Annotated in this window: 18 protein-coding genes and 3 pseudogenes; 10 read left to right on the forward strand and 11 right to left on the reverse strand. The window is 60.5% G+C overall.

Features of this window, described 5'->3' with window-relative positions; genetic code table 11:
- Positions 1–267 precede the first annotated feature (267 nt).
- Positions 268–1,575: pseudogene (locus AB8B33_RS33975) on the reverse strand (methyl-accepting chemotaxis protein); the annotation flags it as partial.
- A gap of 957 nt (positions 1,576–2,532) precedes the next feature.
- Between AB8B33_RS33975 and AB8B33_RS33980 the strand changes: the two are divergent.
- Complete coding sequence (locus tag AB8B33_RS33980; RefSeq protein ID WP_310380384.1) at positions 2,533–3,573, forward strand: SMP-30/gluconolactonase/LRE family protein; 1,041 nt, start codon at positions 2,533–2,535, stop codon at positions 3,571–3,573.
- Positions 3,574–3,714: 141 nt separating this feature from the next.
- Here AB8B33_RS33980 and AB8B33_RS33985 read toward each other — a convergent pair whose 3' ends face one another.
- Positions 3,715–6,021 carry a molybdopterin guanine dinucleotide-containing S/N-oxide reductase gene (locus tag AB8B33_RS33985; RefSeq protein ID WP_439018749.1) on the reverse strand — a complete coding sequence of 769 codons (2,307 nt, stop codon included), beginning with the start codon at positions 6,019–6,021 and terminating at the stop codon, positions 3,715–3,717.
- A complete protein-coding gene (locus tag AB8B33_RS33990; protein WP_439018750.1) occupies positions 6,018–6,710 on the reverse strand; it encodes an FCD domain-containing protein in 693 nt (230 codons plus the stop codon). The genes AB8B33_RS33985 and AB8B33_RS33990 overlap by 4 nt, the downstream gene beginning before the upstream one ends.
- A 154-nt stretch (positions 6,711–6,864) precedes the next feature.
- Here AB8B33_RS33990 and AB8B33_RS33995 point away from each other — a divergent pair, with 154 nt between their 5' ends.
- Genes AB8B33_RS33995 through AB8B33_RS34020 form a run of 6 tightly spaced genes read left to right on the forward strand, consistent with a single transcriptional unit; the run spans position 6,865 to position 13,301 of the window.
- On the forward strand, positions 6,865–8,352 hold the full coding sequence (locus AB8B33_RS33995) for an ABC transporter substrate-binding protein (protein ID WP_439018751.1): 1,488 nt from the start codon (positions 6,865–6,867) through the stop codon (positions 8,350–8,352).
- 6 nt (positions 8,353–8,358) lie between these two features.
- Entirely contained in the window at positions 8,359–9,198 is an 840-nt protein-coding gene (locus AB8B33_RS34000; protein ID WP_310380375.1) for an ABC transporter permease, read from the forward strand.
- 4 nt (positions 9,199–9,202) lie between these two features.
- Positions 9,203–10,123: an ABC transporter permease gene (locus tag AB8B33_RS34005; protein WP_310380373.1), complete on the forward strand. Its 921-nt coding sequence runs from the start codon at positions 9,203–9,205 to the stop codon at positions 10,121–10,123.
- Positions 10,120–11,469 carry a M20/M25/M40 family metallo-hydrolase gene (locus AB8B33_RS34010; protein WP_439018752.1) on the forward strand — a complete coding sequence of 450 codons (1,350 nt, stop codon included), beginning with the start codon at positions 10,120–10,122 and terminating at the stop codon, positions 11,467–11,469. The genes AB8B33_RS34005 and AB8B33_RS34010 overlap by 4 nt, the downstream gene beginning before the upstream one ends.
- Entirely contained in the window at positions 11,466–12,452 is a 987-nt protein-coding gene (locus AB8B33_RS34015; RefSeq protein ID WP_439018753.1) for a hypothetical protein, read from the forward strand. Before AB8B33_RS34010 ends, AB8B33_RS34015 begins: the two co-directional genes overlap by 4 nt.
- Before the next feature lie 27 nt (positions 12,453–12,479).
- Complete coding sequence (locus tag AB8B33_RS34020) at positions 12,480–13,301, forward strand: sulfurtransferase (RefSeq protein ID WP_439018754.1); 822 nt, start codon at positions 12,480–12,482, stop codon at positions 13,299–13,301.
- 246 nt (positions 13,302–13,547) lie between these two features.
- Here the strand turns inward: AB8B33_RS34020 and AB8B33_RS34025 are convergent, their stop codons facing one another.
- The gene (locus AB8B33_RS34025) at positions 13,548–15,392 is read right to left on the reverse strand and encodes an ABC transporter ATP-binding protein (protein ID WP_439018755.1); all 1,845 of its coding nucleotides are present in this window, start codon (positions 15,390–15,392) and stop codon (positions 13,548–13,550) included.
- Between the two features lie 172 nt (positions 15,393–15,564).
- On the opposite strand from AB8B33_RS34025, the gene AB8B33_RS34030 reads away from it, so the two are divergent.
- Entirely contained in the window at positions 15,565–16,569 is a 1,005-nt protein-coding gene (locus tag AB8B33_RS34030) for a 1-aminocyclopropane-1-carboxylate deaminase/D-cysteine desulfhydrase (RefSeq protein WP_439018756.1), read from the forward strand.
- A gap of 161 nt (positions 16,570–16,730) precedes the next feature.
- On the opposite strand, the pseudogene AB8B33_RS34035 reads toward AB8B33_RS34030, so the two are convergent.
- The 5 genes and pseudogenes from AB8B33_RS34035 to AB8B33_RS34055 all read right to left on the reverse strand — a co-directional run.
- Positions 16,731–17,051: pseudogene (locus tag AB8B33_RS34035) on the reverse strand (DDE-type integrase/transposase/recombinase); the annotation flags it as partial.
- A gap of 199 nt (positions 17,052–17,250) precedes the next feature.
- Positions 17,251–19,620 (reverse strand): hypothetical protein, encoded by a 2,370-nt coding sequence (locus tag AB8B33_RS34040; protein WP_439018757.1) that lies wholly within the window; start codon positions 19,618–19,620, stop codon positions 17,251–17,253.
- A gap of 13 nt (positions 19,621–19,633) precedes the next feature.
- Entirely contained in the window at positions 19,634–20,404 is a 771-nt protein-coding gene (locus AB8B33_RS34045) for an ABC transporter permease (RefSeq protein WP_310380358.1), read from the reverse strand.
- Between the two features lie 10 nt (positions 20,405–20,414).
- Positions 20,415–21,410: an ABC transporter substrate-binding protein gene (locus AB8B33_RS34050; RefSeq protein WP_439018758.1), complete on the reverse strand. Its 996-nt coding sequence runs from the start codon at positions 21,408–21,410 to the stop codon at positions 20,415–20,417.
- Between the two features lie 13 nt (positions 21,411–21,423).
- A complete protein-coding gene (locus AB8B33_RS34055; RefSeq protein ID WP_439018759.1) occupies positions 21,424–22,179 on the reverse strand; it encodes an ABC transporter ATP-binding protein in 756 nt (251 codons plus the stop codon).
- A 246-nt stretch (positions 22,180–22,425) separates the two neighbouring features.
- On the opposite strand from AB8B33_RS34055, the gene AB8B33_RS34060 reads away from it, so the two are divergent.
- A complete protein-coding gene (locus AB8B33_RS34060; RefSeq protein WP_310382155.1) occupies positions 22,426–23,118 on the forward strand; it encodes a GntR family transcriptional regulator in 693 nt (230 codons plus the stop codon).
- Between the two features lie 280 nt (positions 23,119–23,398).
- Positions 23,399–23,591: pseudogene (locus AB8B33_RS34065) on the forward strand (4Fe-4S dicluster domain-containing protein); the annotation flags it as partial.
- A gap of 124 nt (positions 23,592–23,715) precedes the next feature.
- On the opposite strand, the gene AB8B33_RS34070 reads toward AB8B33_RS34065, so the two are convergent.
- Positions 23,716–24,228: a VOC family protein gene (locus AB8B33_RS34070; protein ID WP_113320215.1), complete on the reverse strand. Its 513-nt coding sequence runs from the start codon at positions 24,226–24,228 to the stop codon at positions 23,716–23,718.
- Between the two features lie 102 nt (positions 24,229–24,330).
- Positions 24,331–26,841 carry an ATP-binding cassette domain-containing protein gene (locus tag AB8B33_RS34075; protein ID WP_439018760.1) on the reverse strand — a complete coding sequence of 837 codons (2,511 nt, stop codon included), beginning with the start codon at positions 26,839–26,841 and terminating at the stop codon, positions 24,331–24,333.
- Between the last annotated feature and the right edge of the window lie 49 nt (positions 26,842–26,890).

A 26,890-nucleotide genomic window follows, 5' to 3' on the forward strand; every position in this document is an offset into this window, starting at 1 on the left:
ATTTGCTGGACGGGCGTCCGATATCGCCGGCTTTCCACTCTTCACAAGCTCGCCGAGCCGGATCATCAGGAGCTGCTATCAATGCTTGCCGATGGCAGCATCTACCTGCTCTGGCCATCAGCGGCCCGGAACTTTCGGACCATGCGGATGCCCCGGATTGTGGAATGCGTCGTCTTCTCCACGACCGCCGGGTCGACATATCCAATCGGCTCGTCGAAGGCGAGGTGTACTCCTCAGTAGGCCGAGCCGTAGAGCACAAGTGCCGCTTTAGAACTCCTGCCATTCGTCGCCGGCCACGGCTACCGCGGCATTACCGGTGAAGGCGCGTGCGACCTTGCGGCCAAGGGCATGAGCCGGCGAGGCCACCGGTACGTCCCGGCCCTTGACGGGTCGCACGACAGAAGTCTGACGCGGACCAGATAGCTTGAACTGGGCCAGAAGCTCGTTTAGCGATGCGGCGTCACGGGCGAGACCGTGGCTGGCGGCGGTCGATTCCTCGACCATGGCAGCGTTCTTCTGCGTGTCCTGATCCATCTGGTTGACGGCGGTGTTGATCTGTTGAAGTCCAGAAGACTGTTCCTGCGCCGATTCCACAATCGCGTTGACGTGCCGGTTGATTTCCTGCACTTCCGCAACGATCGTCACCAGCGCCTGGCCGGTCTGGCCGACCAGTTGCACCCCGGCATTGACCTGCTCGTTCGATGTCGTGATCAGCGCCTTGATCTCCTTGGCGGCCCTGGCGGAGCGCTGGGCGAGCTCGCGCACTTCCTGGGCGACGACGGCAAAGCCCTTGCCGGCTTCACCTGCACGAGCCGCTTCCACGCCGGCGTTCAGCGCGAGAAGATTGGTCTGGAAGGCGATGTCGTCGATGACACCGATAATGTTGCTGATCTCGCCAGAAGACTTTTCGATCTGTTCCATCGCCTTGACGGCGCGCTGGACGACCTCCCCGGAGGTTTCAGCACCGCTGCGGGTGCGGGCAACAAGGGCGCCGGCTTCCTGAGCGCGCTTGGTGGCGTCCTTGACGGTGGTGGTGATTTCTTCCAGAGCGGCGGCGGTTTCCTCCACCGAAGCTGCCTGCTGCTCGGTGCGCTTGGCCAGATCGTCGGCAGCCGCCTTGATTTCGGACGAGCCGGCTTCGATGCTGCGGGCATTCTCTGCCACCTGCTCCAGAGCCGTCTGCAGCTTGCTGGCCGAGGTATTGAAATCATAGCGGACACCGTCAAGCGTCGCGGTGAAGGGCTTTTCGATGCGGTAGGACACATTGCCGTCGGAGAGATGGCTCAGGCCCTCCGCCAGGTTGTCGACGGCGAACTTGATCTCGGCGGCTTCCCGCGTCTTCTGGGCTTCGCGATCCATGCGGTCGCGTTCGGATAGACCGCGATTGTCTTCCGCTTCCTGCTCCAGGCGAAGGCGCTCGATCGCATTGTCGCGGAACACCGCCACGGCTTCTGCCATCTGGCCGATTTCGTCCTTGCGGTCGAGGCCGTCGATGGCAGCTTCCGTCTGACTGGCAGCCAGCGAAGCCATGCGTTCACGCAAGCGGGCCATCGGTACGGTGATGCCCTTATGGGCGATAGTCATGGACAGGACTGCGGCGATCGCAATCCCCAGAAGCATCCCGCAGATCGCATAGGTAATCGTGCTGGAGACCGATTGGCTCAACGTCTTGGCGCCGTTGTTGAGGATTTCGGCCATGGCGCCGTTATTGGCGCCGAATTTCGGCGAGAGATCGACGATCGCCTGGTCGAGCTTGGCGGAGAGCGTGCGAACCTTTTCTTGATCGCCTGCGGTATGGGCCTTGAGAAGATCGTCGCCGATTGCCTTCAGTGCGTCCGCTCCGGCAAGCAGTTCGTCGATCGCAGCCTTGCGGCTTGGCACTAGCGCCGGGATCTGTGTCAACCGGTCACGGGCGCCGGCAAATTCTTTCGAAAACCGGCCTGATAGATCCTGGAAAGCCGGCGTTGCCGGGTCCTGTGCCAGCGCGCGGCTCAGCCATGTCGTCGCGGTCCACATGCCGGCCGCACCGCGGGGTCCGAAGGTCGCCGCATTGCTTTCCTTCTGCAGGAACCCGGAATAGGCCTCATTGGCAGCGCTGAACTTGCTGGTGACATACATCAGGCCTGCCAGCGAAATGACGGCAAGGACGGCAATCGCCATCAGGAATTTTGTTTTGATCTTTAAATTCTTAAACATCAGATACCTCAAAAAACGCTCAATGAATGAAGGTGTATTGAAAAGCAAAATGCAGGAGCCGCAGTGGACATAATGCGGTAGCGATCAAACTTGATAGTTCGTGGATCATAGGTGCTTTTTCATAATAAAATCTTACCCTTGTCGCAGCGCACAAAAGCGCACGCCGATCTCCAATCTGCATTTCACGGGTGCTTAACCAAGGTGACAGAAGGTAATCCTGGTTTGTTGCGACGCACAACGGGCTGCCTTTAATTGGAAAGCGAACCGTGGTTTCGGTTCCCCGCCAAGTCGGGCAAATTGATATGAAATCAAAAATCACAATCGAAGGACTTCAATGTGAATTTTTCACGCCGCAACATCATGAAGCTTTCGGCGGCCGCCTTGGCAACCGTCGTCCCGAAAATGGCATCTGCGCAAGCGATCGGCTTTACGCCAAGCCCCATCTATCCCGATCCGGCCATCCAGATTCTCGATCCGAGCTTTGCGAAGTATCGTGTCGCCAGCAGCTCGCTCGAGCAGGTCGCAACCGGCGCTCGCTGGCTGGAAGGTCCAGTCTGGTTCGGCGACGGACGCTATCTGCTCGTCAGCGACATTCCAAACAACCGCGTCATGCGCTATGACGAAGCCAATGAGAGCTGGAGCGTCTACAACGCCAACTCCAACTATGCCAACGGCCACGCCCGCGACCGCCAGGGCCGCCTGCTTTCCTGCGAACATCTGACACGCCGGGTCACCCGCACCGAATATGACGGTTCGATCACGGTGCTTGCCGATAATTACAACGGCAAGAAGCTCAACTCTCCGAACGACATCGTCTGCAAGTCGGACGGCTCCATCTGGTTCACCGATCCACCTTTCGGCATCGCCGGCGAGTGGGAGGGCGAGAAGGCAATACCGGAGCTGCCGCACTCGGTCTATCGCATCTCGCCGGACGGCAAGCTCGATCTTGTCACCGACGAGCTGAAAGGCCCGAACGGCATTGCGTTTTCGCCCGATGAAAAGAAGCTCTACATCGTCGAAGGCCGCGCATCGCCCTACCGTATCATCTGGAGCTACGACATGGGCGCAGACGGCGTGAAGCTTTCGAACAAGACGGCGTTGGTGACGGCCGACGACAATGGCGGTCTCGACGGCTTCAAGGTCGACATCGACGGCAACCTCTGGTGCGGCTGGGGATCGAGCGGCGCTGCGGGCGCCAGGCCCGAGGATCTGAACGGCGTCAAGGTCTTCAACTCGATCGGCAAGGCGATCGGCTTCATCCGCCTGCCGGAGCGTTGCCCGAACCTCGTCTTCGGCGGCCCGAAGAAGAACCGCCTCTATATGGCGAGCAGCCACTCGGTCTACGCGATCTATGTGGAAACTCGCGGCGCCGTCTGAACGCGCGGACCAAAAGCGAAGCGGTCGGGCCACCAGCACCTAGCCGCTTTCATTATCAAAAGCTAAACCGTCCCTTGCGCAGCAAATATAGGCTAATGGAAAGATACTTGTAGTCCAAACCTGCGACATCGGGTCCAAAAATCATGATGTAAAATCCGGAGTGTTGAAAGCCTCGACCGGCGGCGGGTCGGAATCGAGTCTACGGATAGCGACCAGACATGTTTGGGCGCTGCAGCCCTGTGACAGTGAAGACGCCGGAATGTCGAGCGTTACGGTATTCGGATTGCCATGCCGCTCAATATTGCTATCACGGTCCATATCGAACCAAGCGCCGGTGGAAAGCCTTAACACACCCGGCATAATCGCGTCTGAAACGACGGCCGCGGAGATCAGCCGGCCGCGGGTGTTGAAGACTTCGACCAGATCACCATCAGCGATGCCACGATCAGCCGCATCGGCCGGACTGATATGGATCGGCTCGCGCCCTGCCACCTTGCCTGCCTTGCTGTGCGGGCTGGCATCAAGCTGGCTGTGCAGTCGGCGCACCGGCTGGTCCGAGATCAAATGCAGTTCCTGTTCGCCGCGCGATGCGGTACCCAGCCATTCCGGCGGTTCGAACCAGATCGGGTGGCCGGGGCAATCGGCGAGTGCGAAGCTATCGACCGTCTCGGAAAAGATCTCGATCAGACCAGACGGCGTAGGAACTGGGTTCGCACCAGGCGCGTGGCGAAACGCTTCTAACATGACGACCGGGCCTGCCTCGGGGCCGAGATCGAACAGGCCTGCCTCCCAGAATGTCTCGAAATCCGGCATGGCTATGCCTCTGGCGGCTGCATTGTCTCGGCTCACGGCATAGATGCGCCGCAGCCAGCCATCCTCGTCGAGGCCTTCGGAGAAATTGATCTCGAGCCGTTTGGCCAGCGCGTCGAAAATGTCGAAATCGTTGCGCGATTGGCCAAAAGGTTCTTCGACCTTCTTCATTGCGACGACCAGATCCTCGCCGCCGGCAGCGGCGATGTCATTGCGTTCCAGCGAGGTCGTAACTGGAAGGACGATATCGGCGAGCTTTGCCGTCGACGTCCAATAGGGCTCGTTGACGACGATCGTCTCCGGCTTTTCCCAGGCTTTCAGGAGGCGGTTAAGATCCTGATGATGATGGAACGGATTGCCACCCGCCCAATAGACGAGACGGATATCCGGATAGCTGTAGTTTTTTCCATTGTAGGTGAAGCTGCCGCCCGGATTGAGCAGCATGTCGGCGACGCGCGCAACCGGAATGAAGGTCGAGACCGGGTTCTGGCTCTGCGGGAAAGTGCCGAACTTGAACCGGGCATTATCGTGCCCTACGGAATTCAGTGCGCCATAGCCAACACCGAAACCGCCTCCCGGAAGACCGATCTGACCGAGCATCGCTGCCAGCGTCACCGTCATCCAGAAAGGCTGTTCCCCATGCACGGCGCGCTGCAGCGACCAGGAGACATTGATCATCGTCCGGCTTGCAGCCATTTCCCTGGCAAGCGAGGCTATCCGGTCGGCATCGATGCCGCAGATTGCGGATGCCCATTCCGGCGTCTTGGCAATGCCATCCGTGTGCCCGAGCAGATAGGGCCTGAACCGGCCATAGCCGGTACAGTGGCTGTTGAGGAAGACGCGGTCTGCGAGGTTCTCGGTCTCCAGCACAAAGGCGAGCGCCAGCATCAGCGACACGTCGGTATTGGGGCGGACCGCCAGCCACTCGCTATCGACCGGCATATTGTCGGAGACCGGGCTGATATTGACGAAGCGGGTTCCGGCCTTTTCCATGGCCCGCATGCCTGCCGTCACCCGGTGGCGGCCAGCGCCTCCCGGCGACATCTGGGCATTCTTCGTAGGCACGCCGCCGAAGGTGACGAACAGTGTCGTATGCTTCGTCATCACGTCGAAGGACGTATGCTGGTCGAGCAGGATTTCGGTCGAGGCAACCGCATGCGGCAGGATCACCCGACCGGCCGCGAGGCTGTAATTGTCAACATGGCTCACATAGCCGCCGATCAGATTGAGAAACCGGTGAACCTGGCTTTGCGCGTGGTGAAACCGTCCGGCGCTGGCCCATCCGTAAGAGCCACCGAAGATCGCCTCATTGCCGAAGGTCGAGCAGACCCGCTCGAACTCGCGGGCGAGAAGATCAAGCGCCACATCCCATTCTACCTCGACGAAGGGCTCACGCCCTCGTAAGTGAGGATTCGAGCCGGGTCCGTTTTCCAGCCAACTCCTGCGGACAGACGGTCTTGCTATGCGCACCTTCTTCAGATCGCCCGACGCCATATGAAGGCCGATCGGCGACGGATCGGAATCCTCTGCGGCGCCCCTTATTGAGGGGCTGCCCACCGGCTGGGGCACGACCTCGTAGACACCCCAATGAGCGGCAGTGCGAATCTTGCTGTTCGATGCCTTGCCTTGGCCCGTCACTTCACGGTCACCCGTTGCGCTTCGCGCTCCTGCAAGGCTTCGATGACGATGCGTGCACCATCCTCTATCGCATGCTCGATCGCCGCGCGGGCTGCATCGGCCCGCTTATGCTGTAGCGCCTGCATCAGGTCGTCGTAGTTGTGATGATCGCTGGACCCGGACTGAGCCTCCGGATAGAGGTAGTTGAAGCCCGGTCCAGCCCTCAGCCAGAGCATTTCGATAACGCCGAGAAGGGTCGGCATGCGAGCCGCCGCGTAAAGGACGAAGCGGAATTCCTTATTCAGCGTCAGCGCCAGATGCTGGTTCTTTTCTGCTTTCGCGGCGAGGTATTTCTTCAGCAACCCTCGCATCTCGGCGATTTCCGAGCCGTTAATTTTGCCTGCGGCATTATAGGCCGCAAGCCCTTCGACAGATTTGCGGATCTCGGCGATCTCGGAATATTGCGCCACCGTCATCGTCGGCACCCGGAAAGATTGAGCCGGTTCCGCGGCCAGGACACCCGAGGCGGCAAAGCGCACCAGAGCTTCGCGAACGGGTGTAATGCTAATGCCAAGCGAGTGCGCCAGATCCTTCGTGACGAGCCTGGTCCCGGGCTCCAGCCGGCCCTCGATAAGCGCCGCGCGGATTTCATCCTCGACATGCGTAACTAGGCTCTTTCTTGGAGCTGCATTGAACAAAGCTGTACTCACATCACCCTCGTCATTGGAAAATTTGCCTGTTTTTTATCACAGATTCGGAACTGCCCATATCTTGCTCATACAGGATATATCATATATCGTCACGTCATCAACTGCCGTCCTGCCGGACGGGGGAAATGTCAACTCCGGAGAAGGTGAAGGCCTAATGAAAAGACTAGTTGCTTTAGCTCTCGCGGCATCCATGCTGCTGCCAGTCACCACAGCGACCGCCGAGGCTGCCGATCTCGTCGTCGGCCGTAGCGCTTCCACTACCGCCATGGACCCTGGCTTCCTTCGCGAGGCCGCGACCATCGTCGATAATATTTTCGACACGCTGGTCATGCGAGACAAGGACATGAAGCTCGTACCCGGACTTGCGACCTCATGGACGGCGATCGACGACACGACATGGGAATTCAAGCTCCGCGAGGGCGTCAAGTTTCACAACGGCGAGGCATTCGACGCCGAGGCCGTCAAATTCACCCTCGACCGCGTTCTCGATCCGGCGGCAAAGTCGCCGACGGTCTCTTACATCCGCACCATCGCCAGTGTTGACGTCGTTGATCCGTCGACCGTCCGCATTAAGACCAATGGCCCCGATCCGCTGCTTCCAACCCGCATGAGCCGCTACCCGGCCTATATCGTTCCGCCGAAATACGTGAAGGAAGTCGGCAACGACAAGTTTGCCACCCATCCCGTCGGCACCGGTCCGTATAAATTCGTCGAGTTCATTCCGGACCAGCATGTCATTCTCGAAGCCAACAAGGATTACTGGCGCGGCGCACCGTCAATCGACAAGGTCACCTGGCGCTCGATTCCGGACGGCACCGCTCGCGTCACGGCACTTCTGACCGGCGAAGTCGATATTATCGAAAAAGTCCCGGTGGATTTGCTCCCGCTAATCAAGGAAAGTCCCGACGCCGATCTCGTGCAAGTGAAGAATGGCGGTCTTACCATCTATCTTGGTCTTACCATGAAGGAAAAGCCACTCGATAATGTGAAGGTCCGCCAGGCGCTCAACATAGCCATCGACCGCAAATCGATCGTCGATAACATTCTTCAAGGCATGGCGGCCCCACGTGGCACCCAGGTCGGCCCCGCCGACTTCGGTTACAAAGACGTTCCAGTTCCGGCCTACGATCCTGCCAAGGCCAAGGCGTTGCTTGCGGAAGCCGGCTATCCGAACGGCTTCAGCATCAAGATGCAGTCCTCGCACATCTACATCAAGGACAGCGAAGTGGCACAGGCGATCGCTCAGCAATATGGCGACATCGGCGTGAAGATCGACCAGGAAGTGCTCGACTGGTCCGTCTATGCGCAGCAGGTGCCGCGCAAGGGCCCGATCTTCATGCTCGGCTGGGGTTCGACCCAGACGCTCGATGCGGATGCCGCCGTCTATGCCATCATGAAGACCGGCGAGCCCTACTCGACGGCCTCGATCCCGGAGATGGACAAGCTTCTCGACGAAAGCCGGGCGATCGTCGATCCGGCGAAACGCGAAGCCGTGCTCGCTCAGATCCAGGATCTGGCCGCCAAGGACGTGCCCCTCATCCCGCTGTATCAGGAGGATGCGCTTTACGGAAAGGCGAAATCGGTTACCTTTGAAGGGCGTCCGGACGCGCGTATCCCGATCTTCGACATCAGGAAGCAGTAAGACAGCATGACGCGGTTTTGGAATGTCCGGGACAACGCGGATGCAATATTTGCGACGTTCCTTCTGGTCACGGTTCTGGCGCTCTGCCTCTTCGTGCCACTTTTGTGGCCGATCGATCCGGTGCGCGGAACCCTGACCGCGACATTCAAGCCGCCGCTCTCCGTTATCGGCGGAGAACTCCATCCGCTCGGAACTGACCAGCTAGGGCGGGATCTTCTCGCCCGGCTGGGTCTCGGCACGTTGATCTCACTGTCGATCGTGACCGCGGCATCTGCCATCTCCGTTGTGCTCGGCACGACGCTCGGCATGATCGCCGGTTATTATCGCGGCTGGTTCGACATCGTCATCATGCGCGCCGTCGATGTTCAGCTCGCCATTCCCTTCATCCTACTGATCCTGTTGATCGTCGCGGTCATCGGACCTAGCATGGCCAATCTGGTCGTGGTGCTCGGTATTACCGGCTGGGCGGTGTTTGCCCGTGTCGCTCGCGCCAAGACGCTGGAAATTCGCGAGCTGGAATATGTCGATGCGTCCCGCTCGATCGGACTGCCGGACAGGACAATCATCTTCCGCCACATCCTGCCGAACATCATTGGGCCGCAGACCGTACTGATGACGCTGGACCTGCCGCGCCTGATTATCCTGGAAGCCTCGGTCGGCTTCCTCGGTCTCGGCGTGCAGCCGCCGACACCGACGCTCGGCAACCTGATCGGCGAAGGTCGCTCCTATATCCTGCTTGCCAACTGGCTGATTCTCTATCCCGGCCTCGTCATAGGGGCATTGGTGATCGGCTGCAATCTCATCGGTGACTGGCTCGTGCGGCGTGCCGACAGTAGGAATGCCTGACGATATGAAAACAGCGAGCTTTATCACCGGACGAGCGCTGCAGGGCATTGTCGTCATGTTCGGCGTCTCGGCTATCGTCTTCTTCGCCCTGTTCCTGACCGGCGATCCGGCCGCCCTTATGATGACGCCCGATGCATCGCGCGAAGAAATCGAGGCCTTTCGCCAGGCCATGGGCTTCAACGATCCGATCTGGGTACAATATGGCCGTTTCCTGGCCGGCGCGCTGAGCGGCGAGCTCGGCACGTCGGTGCGCTTCCACCGTCCAGCACTTGATCTCCTGGTCGAACGCCTACCGGCGACGGCGCTGCTTGCCTGCACGGCGCTCGTCTGGAGTTCGCTGCTCGGTTTCCTGCTCGGCACGATCGCAGCGGTGCGCAAGAACAGCGCCATCGATTTCGCCATTCGCGTCATCTCGCTTCTCGGCCAGGCGATCCCGGTCTTCTTGCTGGCGCTGCTGCTGATCATCTTCTTCTCGCTGAAACTGCGCTGGCTGCCGTCGAGCGGTATCGGCTCGGTTGCCCAACTGGTCATGCCATCGATCGCACTCGGCGCCTATTATCTCAGCGCCATCACAAGGCTGGTGCGTGCCAGCTTGATCGAGGTTCTAGGCGAAAACTATATTCGCACCGCCCGCGCCAAGGGCATTTCCTCCTGGCGCATCATCGTTCACCATGCGCTGCGCAACGCGTTGATCCCGGTCATCACCGTGCAGGGCATGTATTTCGCCTCGCTGCTCGGGGGCGCGCTGGTGACGGAAATCATCTTCGCCTGGCCGGGCATCGGTCGTCTGGCCGTCGAAGCCATCCAGAACCGCGACTTCCCCGTAGTCCAGGCGGTCGTGCTGTTTGCGGCCGCGGTTTTCGTGGTCGTCAACTTCCTGGTCGACCTCGCCTATGTCTCGCTGAACCCGAGGATCAGGCTATGATCGACGAGTGGGCGGTCGAGGAGGCGCTGCAACTGACGCATGACTGGTGCGCCATCCCGTCGGTCAAGGGCGACGACAAGGCGCTGCGCGTCCAGGCGGACGAGATCCGCTGCTGGCTCCAGCAGCAGCTCGGCGCCGAGATCATCTGCTCCAAGTCGTCGCGGGGCCGCCCGCCCGTGGTTCACGCCCGCATCGACGTGGGAGCCGCAATCACCGTCATCCTCTACAACATGTACGACGTGATGCCTGCCACGTCGCAGGGCTGGTCCGTCGATCCGTTCCGCGGCGGCATCGTCGATCTGCCGGAGATCGGTCCGAGTTTCGTCGCCCGCGGCGCCGAGAACAACAAGGGGCCGCTCGCCGGCATGCTGCTCGCCGTCAAGGCGCTTGCGGATGCGGGAAAGCTGCGCGTCAATGTCGAGATCCTCGTTGATGGCGAGGAGGAAAGCGGCAGTAGCGCCATGCGCGACTACCTGGCCAACGATGCCTGCCCGGTGCGGCCGAGCGCAGCCGCGATCTTTCCCTCCTTCTGCGAATATGGCGGCGGTCCGCCGCGGATCTATCTCGGTTTTTCCGGCATCGCTAAGGGCGAGGTCCGTGTCGAGGGCGGCGAATGGGGTGGCCCGAAAGCGGCCATTCATTCCAGCAACGCACCCTGGATCGCCAATCCCGCCAGCCGGTTGGTCGAGGCCCTGTCATTGATCGGCAAACCGCCGACCGGCGAACTCGGCGGGATCGAGATCGACGCGGAGGCTGCCGGCATCATCGCGAGGCTGGCCGCGTCTTTCAATCCGGCGGCGGAACTGCGCTTTCGCAGAACCGAAAGGTTCGCACTCGAAGGTGGTGGCAGATCCCTCCTCGAACATGTCCTGTCGGCGGCCTCCTTCAACATTTCCAGCCTCGAAAGCATGCCGCTCACCGCCGATGGAGTCATTCCGCATGGCGCCCGCGCCGGCTTTGAACTGCGCACCCCGCCGACGCTCAATCCTGCCGATTTTTTGGCCACCTACCGAAATGCATTAAAGGCAACGCCCGGCGCTGTCTTGAATGTTGCGGACAGTTATCCCGGCCATCGGTTTTCCGCGGATGCGCCCGGTGTCGCACCGCTTCTGAAGAGCTACAAAAAGACCGCCCTTGCCGCGCCGCAGGTCTGGCCCTGGGCGATCGGCGCCGCCCCCGCCTATGCTTTTGCGCGGCATGCGAAGTCCTTCCTTCTCGCCGGCGCCGGTCGCGGCGGCAATGCGCATGGCATCGACGAGTTCATGACGCTCGAAGGGTATCGCCGATTCATCGAGTCCATCGCCCTCTGGCTCGATCTTGTCGCCGACGAAGCGGAGGCCGCATGAACACTATCCGCCATCTCTCCCGTGCCGACGCGATCGAAGCCGGTGCCCTTGACTGGACAGAAGCCGTCAAGGACGTGCAGGCAACGATACGCCTTCTGCGTGACGGCAAGGCCGGCATGGTCGCCGAAAGCGTCATGCCGCTCGGCGCCGATCCTCGCAACAAGGCCTATGGTCTCCCCGCCTTCGTCGGCGGCGTCTACGACGCGGCCGGCCTGAAATGGACGGTCCATCGCGCCGAACCGGTGGACGATCTTCCCAGTATCAGCAGCACTACATTCATCAACGGCCTGACCGATGGCGCGCCGCTCGGCACTGTCGAAAGCGCGCTTCTGACCCGCATGCGCACCGCCGCCGTCTCGGCCGCTGCGATCCGCGGCCTGATGCCGAACGCTTTCAAAGCCGTCTCTATCCTAGGTGCTGGCGCACAGGCGCAGACGCATCTGGACATGCTGCGCAGCCTGTTTCCGGACCTGGGCGAAGTTCATCTCTGGAACCGGACGAGAGCCCATCTCGATACGTTGATCAAACAGGCAATCCCAAGCGCGATCACGCGGCTCATCCCGCATGATCACCTGCACGACGCGTTGGAAAATGCAGATGTCATTCTCTGCTGCACCTCGGCGCCGGAACCGTTTCTCGAAGCCTCCGCCGCCGGTGCCGGCCGGTTGATCATGCAGATCGGTTTCAACGAGGTGAAGTTCGAGACGATCGCTGCGACGGATCTCGTCACCGTCGATCTCTGGGGCGATTTTGCCGATAAGAGTGCAAAAAGCCTCTTCCAGATGTATCGCGCCGGCCAGTTTGCGCCCTCGCGTGTCGCGGCGGACCTGCCAGCCATCGTCCTCGATGGCTGGCAGCCACCGACAGGTGCATCGCTGTATTTCTCGAGCTTCGGCCTCAACGTTTTCGACATTGCCTTTGCGGCACGTCTGTTGCGACGGGCAAACGAACTCGGGATCGGCACCGCGATGCCGGCCATCTGATGCCTATTGCAAGGAAAGGACCCGGTCATGATCATCACCGCCGAAGAACTGCTGAAGGTGCTACCGCAAGGACAACTTGTCCCAGTCGACGTTCGCCCCGAAGCCGCCTGGCGCGAAAAGACGCTGCCAGGCGCCATTAATCTCAACGTCTACGACTACTTCATTCCCCAAAGCGATGAGACGGGGATAAGAGGCATGGCGGCGGGCGCGCGCGAAGCCTTCGAACGGCTCGGCATCGGTCAGGGACGCGTTCCAGTCTTCTTCGAGGAACAGACCGGCATGATCTCGCCGCGCGGCCTCTGGTTTCATGAACTGGCCGGATTCGATGGCGGCCTCGTTCTCGACGGCGGTATCCAGGCATGGGAGGCAATCGGTGGTGAGGTCGCACCGGCGACCGGCGCCACCGACGCCATCCGGCAGTCGGATACCTCTCCGAATGGGTTTCGGCGCGAGCTTGTCGCCTCGACCGACGAGGTTCTCGGCCATTCGGACCGCAACACCGAAATTTTCGACGTCCGACGGCAGTCGGAATTCGAAGGTACCTTCGTGCATCCGTGCTGCGCCCGACCCGGCCGCATTCCGCATTCGCATTTCGCCTTCTACGAGGATATGCTGCGCGACGGCAAATATCGCCCCGCCTCTGAGATCCGCGAAATCGCCAAGGCCGCCGGCCTGACGCCGGATCGCCAGATCATCACCTATTGCCACCGCGGCGCCCGGGCCGCCACCGCGCTCTACGGCCTCAGGCTCGCCGGCTTCGACAAAGTGAAGATCTATACCGGCTCCTGGCACGAATGGGCCGGCAATGCTGCCCTGCCGATCGGGATCGGACCCGCCGAAGAGGTTTAAAGCCAGCTCTGGATTTCGATCGGGCTGCCGTCCTGAACCAGAGGCGGAATGGCGACGGATCGACAGACGGCTTGTCGCCGATGGCGATCTGCGCCAGCAGCTCTCCGCTCACCCGCCCGATCCCGAAACCCATCCGGCATGGAGCAGTTTTGCTGCAATCGGCGCGCCTCCCCACGCGAAGCGCCACTGAACATGGCCACCGGGCAGGTTGTTGGGCATCGTGCTGCCCCTCCAACCTGTCAGATTTTACGCGGCAACCGCAGCAGTGCCCCATTCGTCGCCCCAGACCTGCACCCTATGTCCAGGAGAGACTTCGAGATAGTCCCGCTTCGGGACCACGTAGGAAGTCGGCCGGATCGGGCTCTTGATCTCGTCGTTGCTGAGGCCCCGCCGGATACCGCGGCGCGACGGATCAGGAACCGGAACCGCCGCCAGAAGCCGCTTCGTATAGGGATGTTGCGGGTTTTCGAAGATCGACTGGCGCGGCCCGATCTCGACGATCTCGCCGAGATACATGACGGCCACCCGGTGGCTCATCCGCTCCACCACGGCCATGTCGTGGGAGATGAACAGATAGGCAAGACCGAGGCTTTCCTGCAGGTCGAGCATCAGATTGATGACCTGCGCTTTTATCGAGACGTCGAGCGCCGAGACGGCCTCGTCGGCCACGATGATCTGCGGCGCCATGGCGAGCGCTCGGGCGATGCAGAGGCGCTGGCGCTGGCCGCCGGAAAATTCATGCGGGTAGCGGCTTGCCATATCCGGCTGCAGGCCGACCTTGAACATCAGGTCGGCGACCCCGTCTCGCGCGTCGCCCTTGCCAGACGCAATGCCGTGGGCCAGCAGGGGTTCCGCGACCGCATCGCCGACTTTTATGCGCGGGTTGAGGCTGGCGAACGGATCCTGGAAGATCATCTGGATATGCCGCCGCATGGCACGCATTTCCGCGCCCTTGAGATCAAGGATCTCTTTGCCGTCGAGCTTGACCGAGCCGGAATTGGCGTCCAGCAGCCGCATGATCGTGCGTCCGGTCGTCGACTTGCCGCAGCCGGATTCCCCGACAAGCGCCAACGTTTCGCCGGCTTTCAGATCGAAGGACAGGTCTTGTACCGCATGCACGCGTCCCGACGTCGCCCCGAGAAAACCTGCGCCGACATCGAACCGGGTTACGAGATTGCGCACCTGGAGAAGTGGGAGCGGTTTGACGGAGACGGTATCGGCAACCGGCGGCATATCGACCGGCACGCCGCTTTCGACATCGATCAGCGGGAAACGCGCCGGGCCGGATGCGCCCTGCATGGAGCCGAGTTTCGGCACGGCGGAAAGAAGCGCCTTAGTATAGGCGCGCTGCGGTTGATCGAAGATCGCTTCCGTCTCACCGCGTTCGATCGCCTCGCCCTTGTACATGACGAGCGTCCGGTCGGCGATCTCGGCGACGACGCCCATGTCATGGGTGATGAAGAGAACGGCCATGCCATCTTCTTCCTGCAAGAGCTTGATGAGTTCCAAAATCTGCGCCTGGATCGTTACGTCGAGGGCCGTCGTCGGCTCGTCGGCGATCAAGAGCCGTGGCCGGCAGGCGAGTGCCATGGCGATCACGATGCGTTGGCGCATGCCGCCGGAGAGCTGGTGCGGATATTCCGTGAGCCGCGTGCGGGCGGAAGGGATACGCACCTTCTCGAGAAGCCCGAGCGTCTCCTTTGTCGCATCCCGGAAAGGCATGCCGCGATGGGCAACCAGCACTTCCGATATCTGGTCACCGACAGTCAAAGACGGATTGAGGCTGGTCATCGGCTCCTGAAAGATCATGGCGATACGGTTGCCGCGGATATTGCGCATCTGCCGCTCCGGCAGCGTCAAAAGCTCCTGCCCTTCCAGCCTCACCGAACCCTCGATCCGGCAGTTGTCCTGTCCGTAAAGCCGCATGATCGACAATGCTGTAACGCTCTTGCCGGAGCCCGACTCGCCGACCAGCGCCAGCGTTTCGCCGGCAGAGACATCGAAGGACACTTCGCGGACGACTGGCAGCCAGACACCCTTGCGCCGGAACGAGGTTTTCAGGCCAGAAACGGTCATTGCAGGTTCGGTCATGTCCATTCCTTTCATCGCGAAAAGGCACCCGCATGCCCGTGCCTCACTATCTTGAATGCCACAAACAAAAGCATCTTGCCAGGGTCGATATAGGATATATTATATATCATGATCTGGCGGAACCGTCCTTTGCGGGGCGGTCCGCCTCGGCAGCGATGAAGGAATTCCGCAGATGAAGCTCGAAGAACTCCCCCGGCTCTCCCTCGGCTACCTGCCGACCCCGATCGAACCGATGGAGCGCCTCGGCGCCGAAATCGGCATATCCCTGTCGGTTAAACGGGACGATTTCACCGGCTTCGGCGGTGGCGGCAACAAGGTCCGCAAGCTGGAGTACCTGATGGCGGATGCCGTCGCGCAGGAGGTCAAGGTGCTGATCACCACCGGCGGACACCAGTCGAACCATGCTCGCATGACGGCCGCCGCCGCCCGCAAGTTCGGGATGAAGCCGATCCTCGTGCTGCGCGGCAATCGTCCGGACCAGTATCAGGGCAATCTTCTGCTGGATCATCTGTTCGGCGCCGAGATCGATTTCCTCGATCCGGATGCCTATTTCACCGAAATCAACCCGCGCATGGATCACCATGCCGCGGAAGCAGAAGCCCGCGGTGAAAAGCCCTATATCATCCCGCTCGGCGGCGCGAGCGCGCTTGGCGCGATGGGCTACGTCAATGCCGTCAAGGAACTCTCGGAACAGTACATGGCCGTCGGCACGCCGGCACCGCAATATCTCGTCGCTCCCGTCGGTTCCGGCGGCACGCTGGCAGGCCTTCACATCGGCTGCTCGCTCTATTGGCCGACCACGGAAGTGGTCGGCATTGCCGTCACCGGCAGCGCCGTTCCCTTCAGCGAACGCATCGCCGCGATGGCGAACGCCGGCGCTGCGCTTCTTGATCTGAAGAAACGCTGGACTGGCGCCGACATCCGCATCGAGAACGACTATATTGGCCCCGGCTATTCAATCCCCTCGGAGGCGGGCAATGCGGCGATCAAGCTCGCCGGCAACCGCGAAGGCATGCTTCTCGATCCCGTCTATACCGGCAAGGCCTTCGCCGGCATCATGGGATGTGTCGAGAACGGTTCCATCGCCAAGAGCAGCTCGGTGCTGTTCGTCCATTGCGGCGGCTCCCCGGCGCTCTTCCCCTACGCAAGACTTCTGACCAGCGATCTGGCGGGCTGAATGCATGGTCCAGCGACCTCTCCCTGTTTGAAGAAGAAACGGGCAAGACGTTCTTACGCCGGGGGGAGCCTTTCATATCCGCCGTCGAATACATCGGGTCTCTGACGGGCTCTGTTGCAAATTTCCATCATGGTTATGAAGGCGGTTGGTTGAGGCTTCCATTACCTGGCAGCCTCGCGGTTTTCGAGATTCCTAGCGAGCAGTGCTACCGCCTTTGTTAGCGCGCTCGGTCCAATCCCGAAAGCACGTTCAACGATGCGTGCTTCTCCACGGATGTCGCCCGTCAGGTTGAAAATCGCAGCCTGTCCTTTGCGCAAAGCGCGCATGACCTCGAAACCTTTGATCGTCGCATAGGCCGTTTTCAGCGTCTTGAATCCTCTCACCGGTTTGATCAGTTGCTACAGCTTGCCGTGATCGGCCTCAACGACGTTGTTCAGATATTTGACCTGCCAGTGCACGAGCTCTACAGGACATCTGCTTTCGGCGCCGAATGGCCTTTGGTTCTCGCTAGAGGCCTTACAATGCCGGAAAGTTGATTGTGGGCGTTACAACTGCATTGCTTGGAACACACGCCCCGCCCTAAACGAAGTCCCATTCCGGTTGGTCACGGTTTGCGGGCCAACCAGGTGGACGCCCGCTCACTTAGCCGAACTTCGGGACTGACGGTTGCTCAGTCTCAGTTCAGGCGGTCATGAATAGCGGTGACGTCCAAATGCGGGATTGGTCCCTCTGTCTCGCTGTCAGGAAAAGCGGGTGTTCGGGCCCGTCGTTCAATGCAAGTCCTGCAAGCGGGATCTCACCCAAGAGGTCGCGCGGAAGAGGGTGATCGGTGACGCGCTCCAACAGAAGGCGCAATTCAACACCGGCAAGATCGACCGAGATGGAGCCCTGTGCGATCAGCTCGTTTCCGCTTGCCTCCAGCGACACTTCGGGGGCATGGAGATGCGGCGGCGGCTGGAGCGGATCTCCGATCTTGCTGTAGCCATGGAGCTTCACGGCAATAGCGATGCGCGCGTCGCGAAGGTCGGAAAGCTCAAGTTCGATCCCGTCGACGTCTCCATGCGTTGCCGTCCTAAAGCCGAGCGTGCCGAGCCCAGTGCGCCACACGCTTTGTTCGGGATGATCGAAACCGATCCCGTGCACATCCAGAAGCGCTGCACCGGTTACAACCACCTCCCCGCTCCAATAGGCAGCGCGATAGCGATCCTTGATCCGTGCGCCACCGAAGCGAATGCGCACTCTCCGCGCGCTGAAGCCCGCTTCGGCATGAAGATCGCGACGCCATAGGACGCAATCTCCGTCAAAGAGCTGAACCTCCTCCCATCCGGCATCGCCGAGCAGGCGGTAAGAGAGCGGCTCTTTGGATTCGGCGCTGAATACCTCGCCCATAAAATGCCTGCCTTGCGACAGAACGGCGAAACTACGTTCGCCAGTCGTGGCAAAAGTGCGCCTCGCCCGAAGCGCGCTGCCGACGCCGGCTCGGTCGAAGCGGTCGGCGATGACGCCGGTGAGCCCGCCGCGCGCACCGAAAGCTCCGGTGGCCGGCGCACCACCGCCGCAGCGGCCCTGGTGTTCGTCGCTCGCAGCGGAAGCGCCGACCCTGTACCCGCGTGCCAGGGCTTCGGTGTAAAGCCAATGAAATTGTCCCCAGGCGGAACCGACCTCGATCAGTCGTTCCAGCTCCGGATGGTTCCAGTCCAGAATGCAGCGCCTGCCACCCACATGCGGGATTAGCAAATGGCCTTCCGGATCATCCTCATAGGCGGCATAGAGCCTGTCGACGGGCCATATCCCAGGACGGATCGCGCCCGCCGTCGTCTCATTCCATTCGAAAGAGCGAAGGGAATGCCCCTTCTCGTCGAACGGAAACCGGGGCTTGCCGTCGCGCAGAAAGACGACGTTGCGGTCGCCGCCGGCAGCGGAGTTGCCGCACCATTCGGTGCCCGGGTAGCAGACAAAACGACCGGGCTCGTTGAGATCGTGGATGATCTCCACCGCCTTGTCCCAATTCGCCTCGGTGATGTTGAAGTCGTTGACGGTATAGCCCACCACGTCAAGCCCGGCGATGTCGCGCCCGTAGGTGAGATTGTAGGTCGCGTCATTGGTGCCGACAGTGTCGTCGGAATGGACGTGCAGATCCGCATAGAGAGGGCGCAAGGCGCCGTCTTCCCCCTGGACATAGGCGACGCCCGCAGCGACGAAGGGTTCGCCGTTCAGCCGTGCTTCCAGTTTCCACTCGCCGGCGTCGGCGAAGGAAAGGCCGGAGATCCGCGCGAATGTCCAGCCTTCCGCGGCGAGTGCCACTGGCTCCGTTGTTTGCGTGCCATCCGGGGCGGTCATGACGAGCGAGCCCTGCAGGTCGCGACCGCGGCAAGTGTTTCCCCATATATCGTCGACGCGCACGATAGCGTCGAAGATTTGACCGAGGCCAACCAGCCGCGGCGCGATGACCTGAAGCGCATACGGCTCGCCGGCCGCGATTTCCAGAGTGCAGTCGCCTGGAACTTCTGCAAATTTCGAGCTGCCGAGCGGATCGACGAACAGCCGGAAACGGAACGCCTTCTCCACGAAAGTCTGCACCCGCGTGCCGGCGCCGCCCTGCCGCCGATCGCCCAGGCGGATGACGATCTTGTCGCCGGGATTGAGATAGCCGTCGACGACGTCAACGATGACAGCTTTTTGGAAGGGACGCTCGTGTCCCTTTTGATCGAAACGCACCTTCAATGCTTGAATCGTGCCTGGGCTTTGCCCCGAAACCAGAGGGCCGGCGTGGTATTCGGCGGAGACATAGTTGGCGCCCGTCGGCTCCGTTGTCTGGAACAGCGCCCAGTCGGAATAGAACTTGAAGGCGAGCTTCAGCCACGCGCCGTCGGCGAGGCCGACAGCGCCGACCTCATAAGTGAGCTCCAGTTCGGTCCACTCGCCCGCCGTCAACACCTGCCTCTGGCAGGTCAGACGGCCGAGAAAGGGCAGAGTATCGAAATGATCGGCAAGCCCCTTCGGAGAATGAACGGTGGTTTGAAAAGTCCGATGCGGCAAAATCTCTGTCATGGGGAATGTCCGTTTATTGTCCGCGCCAGCCTTCGTAGTGGCGCTCTATCCGTCGAAACACGAGACTCTCCATGAGCCACGCCGTGAGCCCGATCAGGGCGATGCCGAGAAGCACCTGCGCCGAGTTGCCTAGCTGCCCGCCCATGGCGACCATCCAGCCGATCCCTTCGGATGCTCCGATCATCTCTGCCGCCACAAGCGCACGCCACGCCTGGGAAAATCCGATGCGCAATGCGGCAGTCAGGAACGGGAGAGAGGCAGGAAGATATACATGAGCCAGCAATTGCAGCCGCTTGGCACCCAAAATGCGCGCCGCTCGCACTTCGCCACTGCTGATGGAGAGCACGCCCTCCTGAATCGTCAGGGCCATTGGAAAGGCCGATGCGATGAATATGACGACGGCAATGGACAGATACCCAAGGCCGAAGAAAATCAGTGACAGCGGCGCCCAGGCAATCGGCGGGATAGCCATGAAGAGGCCGACCAGAGGCTGGACGAATTCACGGAAAGGCCGCCAGAGTCCGGCGGATACACCGATGAGCACAGCAGCCATGACGGCCGCTCCGAAGCCGCCGAATTCCCGCAACAAGCTCGCCATGACCTGGCGGCCCAACTCGCCCGACCGGATCCAGCGAAACCCTTCGGCCGCCACGTCCCATGGCTGCGGCAGCACATAGGAGGGAACGCGGCTTGCCGCGATGCACCACACGACAAGCAGGAACGGGAGCGCTGCCCAGCGCCAGGACGGTTGCGGAAAATGCAGCCGCGCTGCCAACTTCTTCATTGATCGGATCTCATCGTTGCGCGGCCGCTTTGACGGCGAAGCTGTCATCAATGATATCGTCGACATTCAAACGCTTATCGAGAAAGCCGAGGGCGACGGAATAATCGATGAGCCGCTGGATGAACGCACGATCGGAAGGCTCGATTTCGGCCGACCACCCAAGGCGCTTCCTTGCCTCCCCGACGATCGCTTCCGGCGGAACGACACTTCCGTCCGCGGCCGTCAGAGATTCCAGCTTAAAGCTCCGGGCAATGATCCGGTCGGCCTCCTCGGGGTTCTCCCGCAGAAAGGCGATGGCCTTCGAATTCGCCCGCAACAGCTTCACCAGATCCTCCGGTCGCTCCTTCAGCGTCTTGGCAGGCGCGGCGATGACGTACCAGGGATAGCCGGGCAGAGCTCCGTTCACGTCAAAGACGACGCGACCTGCACCACGGAGCAACGATTGGCTGATGAAAGGCTCCCACAAGAAGGCTGCATCAACGACGCCGGTATCGAGAGCAGCGTTCATGTTGGCCACGGGCATTTGCGACAGCGCAAGATCCGTGTCCGGGCTGAGGCCGGCGGCCTCCTTCAGGACGTAGCCACGCAGCAGCACATCCATGCCGCTGCCCCTGTTGACGCCGGCAAGCCTCTTGCCTTTAAGGTCGGAAAGCGCGTGGATGGAGCCGTCCGTCCTCGTGATCAGCGCTGCCTGACCATAGTTGACCTTGGCGATGATTTTGGCATCGAGACCACGCGCTGCCCATTGATAGACCGGCGGCGCACCGATATAGGCCACGTCGATTTCGCCTCCAGCCACCGCCTGCTGGATGACCGGACCATCACCAAAACCCTTGAGTTCGACGTTCAATCCCTCTTCCCGAAAATAGCCTTTCTCCTCGGCGATCAGCGCAGGCGCGTTCGCCATGGCTTGGACCCAGCCAATGCGAAGCGGCTGCGGGTCCCCGGCGTGGGCGGGCAAAGCCGCCGCAAGTGCGAGAAGAAGTGCAGGTAGAATGCGTTTCATCGGATGATCCCCTTCACGTAACGGGTTGATTGTCGGCCGTGACCTTGGCTATTTCCTCGCAGAGCCGTTCGCGCAGTTGTGCGAATAAAGGATTGGCTCTCGTGCCAGGCTGGTCGCGAGGACGCGGCAGATCGATCGGCACTTCGGCGGCGATGCCTGCCGGCGGCAGCCCAAGGACGAGAACCCGGTCGGCGAGATAGATCGCTTCGTCGATGTCATGGGTGATGAACAGCACGGTTTTTCCCAAGCCTGACCAAATGCGAAGCAATTCGTCATTGAGAGAGGCGCGCGTCATCGCGTCGAGCGCCGCAAATGGTTCGTCCATGAGCAGAAGGCGCGGCTCAAGCGCCAGCGAGCGCGCTAGCGCAACCCGTTGACGCTGGCCGCCCGACAATCGGTGAGGTGGCTCATGCGCCTGCTCTTCCAAGCCGACAAGCCGCAGAAAATGCAGCGCAAGGGCTCGCTGCTCTTGGGACGATCCACGGCGATTCATGCGTAGGCCGAAGCGGACGTTTTCTAGGACGCTCAGCCAAGGGAAGAGATTTGGCGACTGGAATACATATCCGAGAACCGGATGCTCCGGCGCAACAGGCGCACCATCTATGGTGATATGCCCCGATTGCGGGCGCAGGAAACCGGAAAGAAGATTGAGGAGCGTTGACTTGCCACAACCGGACGGACCGAGGATTGCCACGAATTCTCCCGGCCGAGCTTTCAGCGAAAACCGTTCGAATACGCCGCGTCGGCTTTCGGGATAGGCGAAAGCCATGCCGTCCACTGAGAACGCGGCGCCGGATGAAATCTGCCCTGGTGTAGATCGAGATGCCATGTTGGCTGAGGATGACCCTGGATTGGAGTTGCCCCAAAATGTAATACATTATAATACAGGCTATCAACGTGAAGAGTCCCCCTTGTCTGGCGACTAAAGGGAACGCTATTCCAAAGCTTTGCTGCTTCGTGGTCTTTTCGACCCAATGGAAGATAGATGAGTCTGATACGGAACAACCCGGTGGCGATGTATCTGCAGATCGCCGACCGCCTTCGTGGCGAGATCACCGAAGGGGCCTACGAACCCTCCGGACGGCTCCCGTCAGAATCGCAGACCATGTCCCGCTTCAATGTCAGCCGCGTTACCGTCCGGCTGGCGCTCGAACAGCTCGACAAGGACGGGCTGATCGAGCGTCGGAAAGGCAAAGGCACTTTCGTAGCAGGCAAGCAGGTGCGCCATCGGATCGATACGCTGCGTAGCTTTCATGAGTCGCTGAAAGTCCAGGGCTTCGATACCACCATGCGGATCGTTGAACTGACCGCCATCGAAACACCACCTGCCTTCATCCCGCTATTCGGAACGAAATGCGCACTTTTAGAGCGGCTTCATGTCGTGAATGATGAACCAATTGCGTTGGGCCGAAGCCTGTTGCCGACCTTCATATTGGAGCTAGAGCCAGCGGTCGCAGAACAGCAACCGACTTATGCACTCCTCAAAGACAAAGCCGGCACCGACATTGTCTCTGCTGAGATTGCGATCGGGGCGCGTGCTGTCTCGCCTCGGATCACGTCGCTGATCGGAGCGACGGAAAATACCGTCCTGCTCGTGCTCGAACGAACCTCCTATTTCGATAACGGCGTCTGCGCCGAAAAGTCTGAATTCTTTATTCGGCCGGAGCGCTATAAGTTTGTCCTCGGTAATCGAATCCTCGAGCGCTGATTGTTTGAGTACTTGCTCTTGATGAGACCAGAACCCAGAGCGCTGCCATTACGATTCTATCTGCAGGAGATTCTGCAGGAATAACGGGAGCTTGGCCTTTGTGGTAGGTCTAAGACATACTTGCCGCCGCGCAGCAATCATGTCTAACGTCTCAAAGGTCAGGATTGCAGTAACACCGCAGCAAGCTGAGCTTTTGCGCGATGCGGTCGAAAGCGGTGCTTATGCCAGCAGCAGCAGCGAAGTTGTACGCGAAGCCATGCGTGACTGGTCTGCGAAATTCTATGCCGGTCCCTCGACCCGCTACTGTCCGGCCGGCGTTTGCGAATGGGTCGAGAAGGATGGCCAGGAAACCTACGTCATCAACGCCCAGAACTGCGTCCAATGCAAGACCTGTGACATCAAGGATCCCCAACCAGGACATCAACTGGGTTCCGCCGCAGGGTGGCGAAGGGCTGGTCTATCCGAATATGTGACCGTTGCATTGACGCTGCCGCCAACCTGGCAGACGTCCGGTTCTTTGACAGTCACGCGAGGACAACATTCGCACTAGCACCGGCGCGCTTGACCCACCAACAACTCAACAGCTGGCGCCGAAGTTCACTTCCGCTCCACTCTCCATAACCGATGAGGCGAATTGCGCTCATAGCCGAGTTCCGCGAAGCTCGCGACTTCCAAAATCAACCCCCACGGGGCTCGGAAATAGATCCAATTGAATCCCGCCAATGGTCCGCTTTCAACTAAGTTGGGTCCATCCAGCATGTCGATGCCCTGCGCTCGCAATCGATTCGCGCACGCATGAACGTCGTCGACTTCAAAACAAAGATGCATGCCGCCGACCTCCGAGGATCGCTTCGGTCGGCTGTCTTCCTCGCCACTATATTCAAACAGCTCGACACTCGTCCCTTCGCCGCAACGCAGGAACACCAGATCGCGTATGGTCGATTGTGCGGATGCGCCCAGCTTTTTTGCCATGAAATCCTGGTCGACATCGAAGGGTCCAGTACGAAAGACCTCGATTGCGCCGAAAACCGCCCGAAAGAAAGCAATGCCCTCTTCAATATCCGGCACCGTAATGCCGATGTGGTGCATGCCGTAGACCCTGCCCGTCATATGATAACCTTATCCAATTTGTTGAGCCGCTCGAAAATGCCGGACGTGCGTGTGCTGATAGAAACCGCGGCTTGCCATCAGTCGCGGAGGAGGTCGCCTCAGCTAGTGTGCTGTCCGCCTGCGGGCAGCCGAATAGATCAGCGCCGCGACGACAATCAGGATGCCTTGGAACAGATATTGATAGGTCTGCGTGAGACTGAGGAATGTCACCGCGCTCAGCACTTCCGTCAGCAGGACGGCACCGAGGACCGTGCCGATGAATGTTCCGCGACCACCCGTCAGGCTCGTACCACCGAGTACGACCGCCGTGATGCTGGACAAGGTGTAGTTGACGCCCTGGCGTGGATCGCCGACGCCGATCTGTGTCATCAGCATGAGTGCGCCGACGGCGGTCATCAGGGAGCAAGCGATATAGCCGCTGATATAGGTCAGATCGACACGAATGCCCATTCTGCGTGCGGATTCCTCGTTTGAACCGACCGCCCGCAAGCGCCAGCCAAGTCTCGATCGGCGCAGCGCGTATTCACCAATCAGCGTCACGACGACGAGGATGAGGAAGGCGACGGGAAGCGGCCCCCATTGCCAGTTGATCCAATCTGTGACGGTCGAGCTGATATAGCCGTCCGGGTTTTCGCGTAGCAGAAAGCTGAAACCCTGTATCGCGATATACATGGCAAGTGTTGCCGCAATCGGCGTAAAGTTCGCGTATCGGATCAAAACGCCATTCACGGCGCCCGTGACGAACGCACCCGTCAGCATGAGCAGAAATCCAATCAACATCATACCGCTCGACATATCCTCGGTGACGAAGAACGAGGCGACGACGACGAGAAAACCGGCAAGCGGGCCGACGGATAGGTCGATGCCGCCCATGAGCAGCGCGATCGTCTGTCCGAGGGCGATGAAGCCCAGCGCGGTCGACAGCAGGAGGATGTTGTAGATGTTGTAGATCGACAGAAAGTTGTCGTTCTGACCATTGACGAAAAGCCCGAGAAGAATAGTCACAAGCGCCAACGGCACGGCGGGCGCAATATCCGACTGCAGGAAATGGCGCAGCCCGTTCGGTGCGGTCCCCCCTGATATCGAACCGCTTTCGACATCGTGAGTTGCGGCCTTGACGGCCGCCGCGACGATGCGCTCTTCGGTGACATCATCACCGGTCAACGTTTCGACGACGTGACCGCGCGACATGACGATGACCTTATCGCACAGCCCCTCGAGCTCGACCGCATCGGATGAGTTGACGACAACAGGCGTTCCTGCCTCCGAGACGTCACGCAGGATACGATAGATCTCGAAGCGCGCGCCAACGTCCACACCCTGCGTCGGCTCGTCGGCAATGACAATGCCAGGCTCTGACAGGAGGGCGCGCGACATTACCACCTTTTGCTGATTGCCGCCGGACAAGGACATGATCGGTGCTTCGAGACCGGGAGCTTTGACTGCCAGCTCGCCGAAGATCGCGGTGACTTTTTCGTGCTCTGTCCTACTGTTCATGACGCCACTTGCGGCGAATTTCTCCAGCGCAGAGAAGGTGGCGTTTTCGCGCACCGTCAGGCCGCTCGCCACGCCTTCGAGATGTCTGTCAGACGGCATGAAGGCAGATTGACGCAACAGCGTCGGTTGATTGACGGATTGCCCGTGAAGCGTGACCGCCCCCTCTGCTGTGTGCAGACCGGCAAGCGTGCGCATCAGCTCTGTCTGGCCGTTGCCGGAGACACCGGCGACGCCAATGATCTCGCCGCGCGCTACATCAAAACTTACATTGGTAAATCCGTGGCCGCTCAAACCCGCAACGGACAAACTGGCCTCACCGCCGACCCGCTTCGACTTTGGCGGAAAGGCAGCCTCCAGCGTGCGGCCGACGATGAGATTGACGAGCTCGGCATCGCTCGTGTCATCGACAAGTGCCGAACCGCGCACGCGCCCGTCTCGCATGACTGTGACGCGCTGGGCGATCTGGCGCAGCTCTGCCAGACGGTGGGTGATGTAGATCACCGAGGTGCCCGCCTTCACCGCCTTGCGGATAAGACCGAAGAGCATGTCAGTTGCCTCCTGGTCGAGGGAGGCCGTCGGCTCGTCAAGGATGAGGAGCTTCGGTTTCATTGCGAGCGCCTTGCCGATTTCGAGCAAATGCTTCTGCGCCACCGTCATCTGGCCGGCGCGCATGTGTAACGGTAGTGCCAATCCGACCGTGTCGAGCATCTCCCTTGCGACTTCGCTCATGGGCCTGCCGGAAAACATCGATGGCGGCAGGGCAACGCTCAGATTTTCGAGGATCGACAGGTCGTTGAGGATGGCGGGATGCTGGAAACAGATGGCAATGCCGATGGTGCTCGCGAACTCAGGCGTCATCTGCCTGATGCGCTCGCCCTCGAAGCTGATCTCGCCCTCGCTCGGTTGGAGCGTGCCGGCGATGATGTTCATCAATGTCGACTTGCCTGCACCGTTCTCACCGAGAATGGCATGGACCTCGCCCGGCCGGAATTCGACGCTCACGTCGCGAAGCGCGGCAACACCCCCAAAATATTTGTGGATTCCGGTCAGGCAGATCGTCTGGTCGGAACGGGTCGACAACGGTGTCGCGATTGCATTGATTTCTGCTGCAGCCATAGCTTGTCATCCGCTGGAAGAGAAAACCTGCCCGGAGCTCGGGCAGGTC

The sequence above is a fragment of the Rhizobium sp. 768_B6_N1_8 genome (genome assembly GCF_051811225.1).
In the GTDB taxonomy this organism is placed as follows: domain Bacteria; phylum Pseudomonadota; class Alphaproteobacteria; order Rhizobiales; family Rhizobiaceae; genus Rhizobium.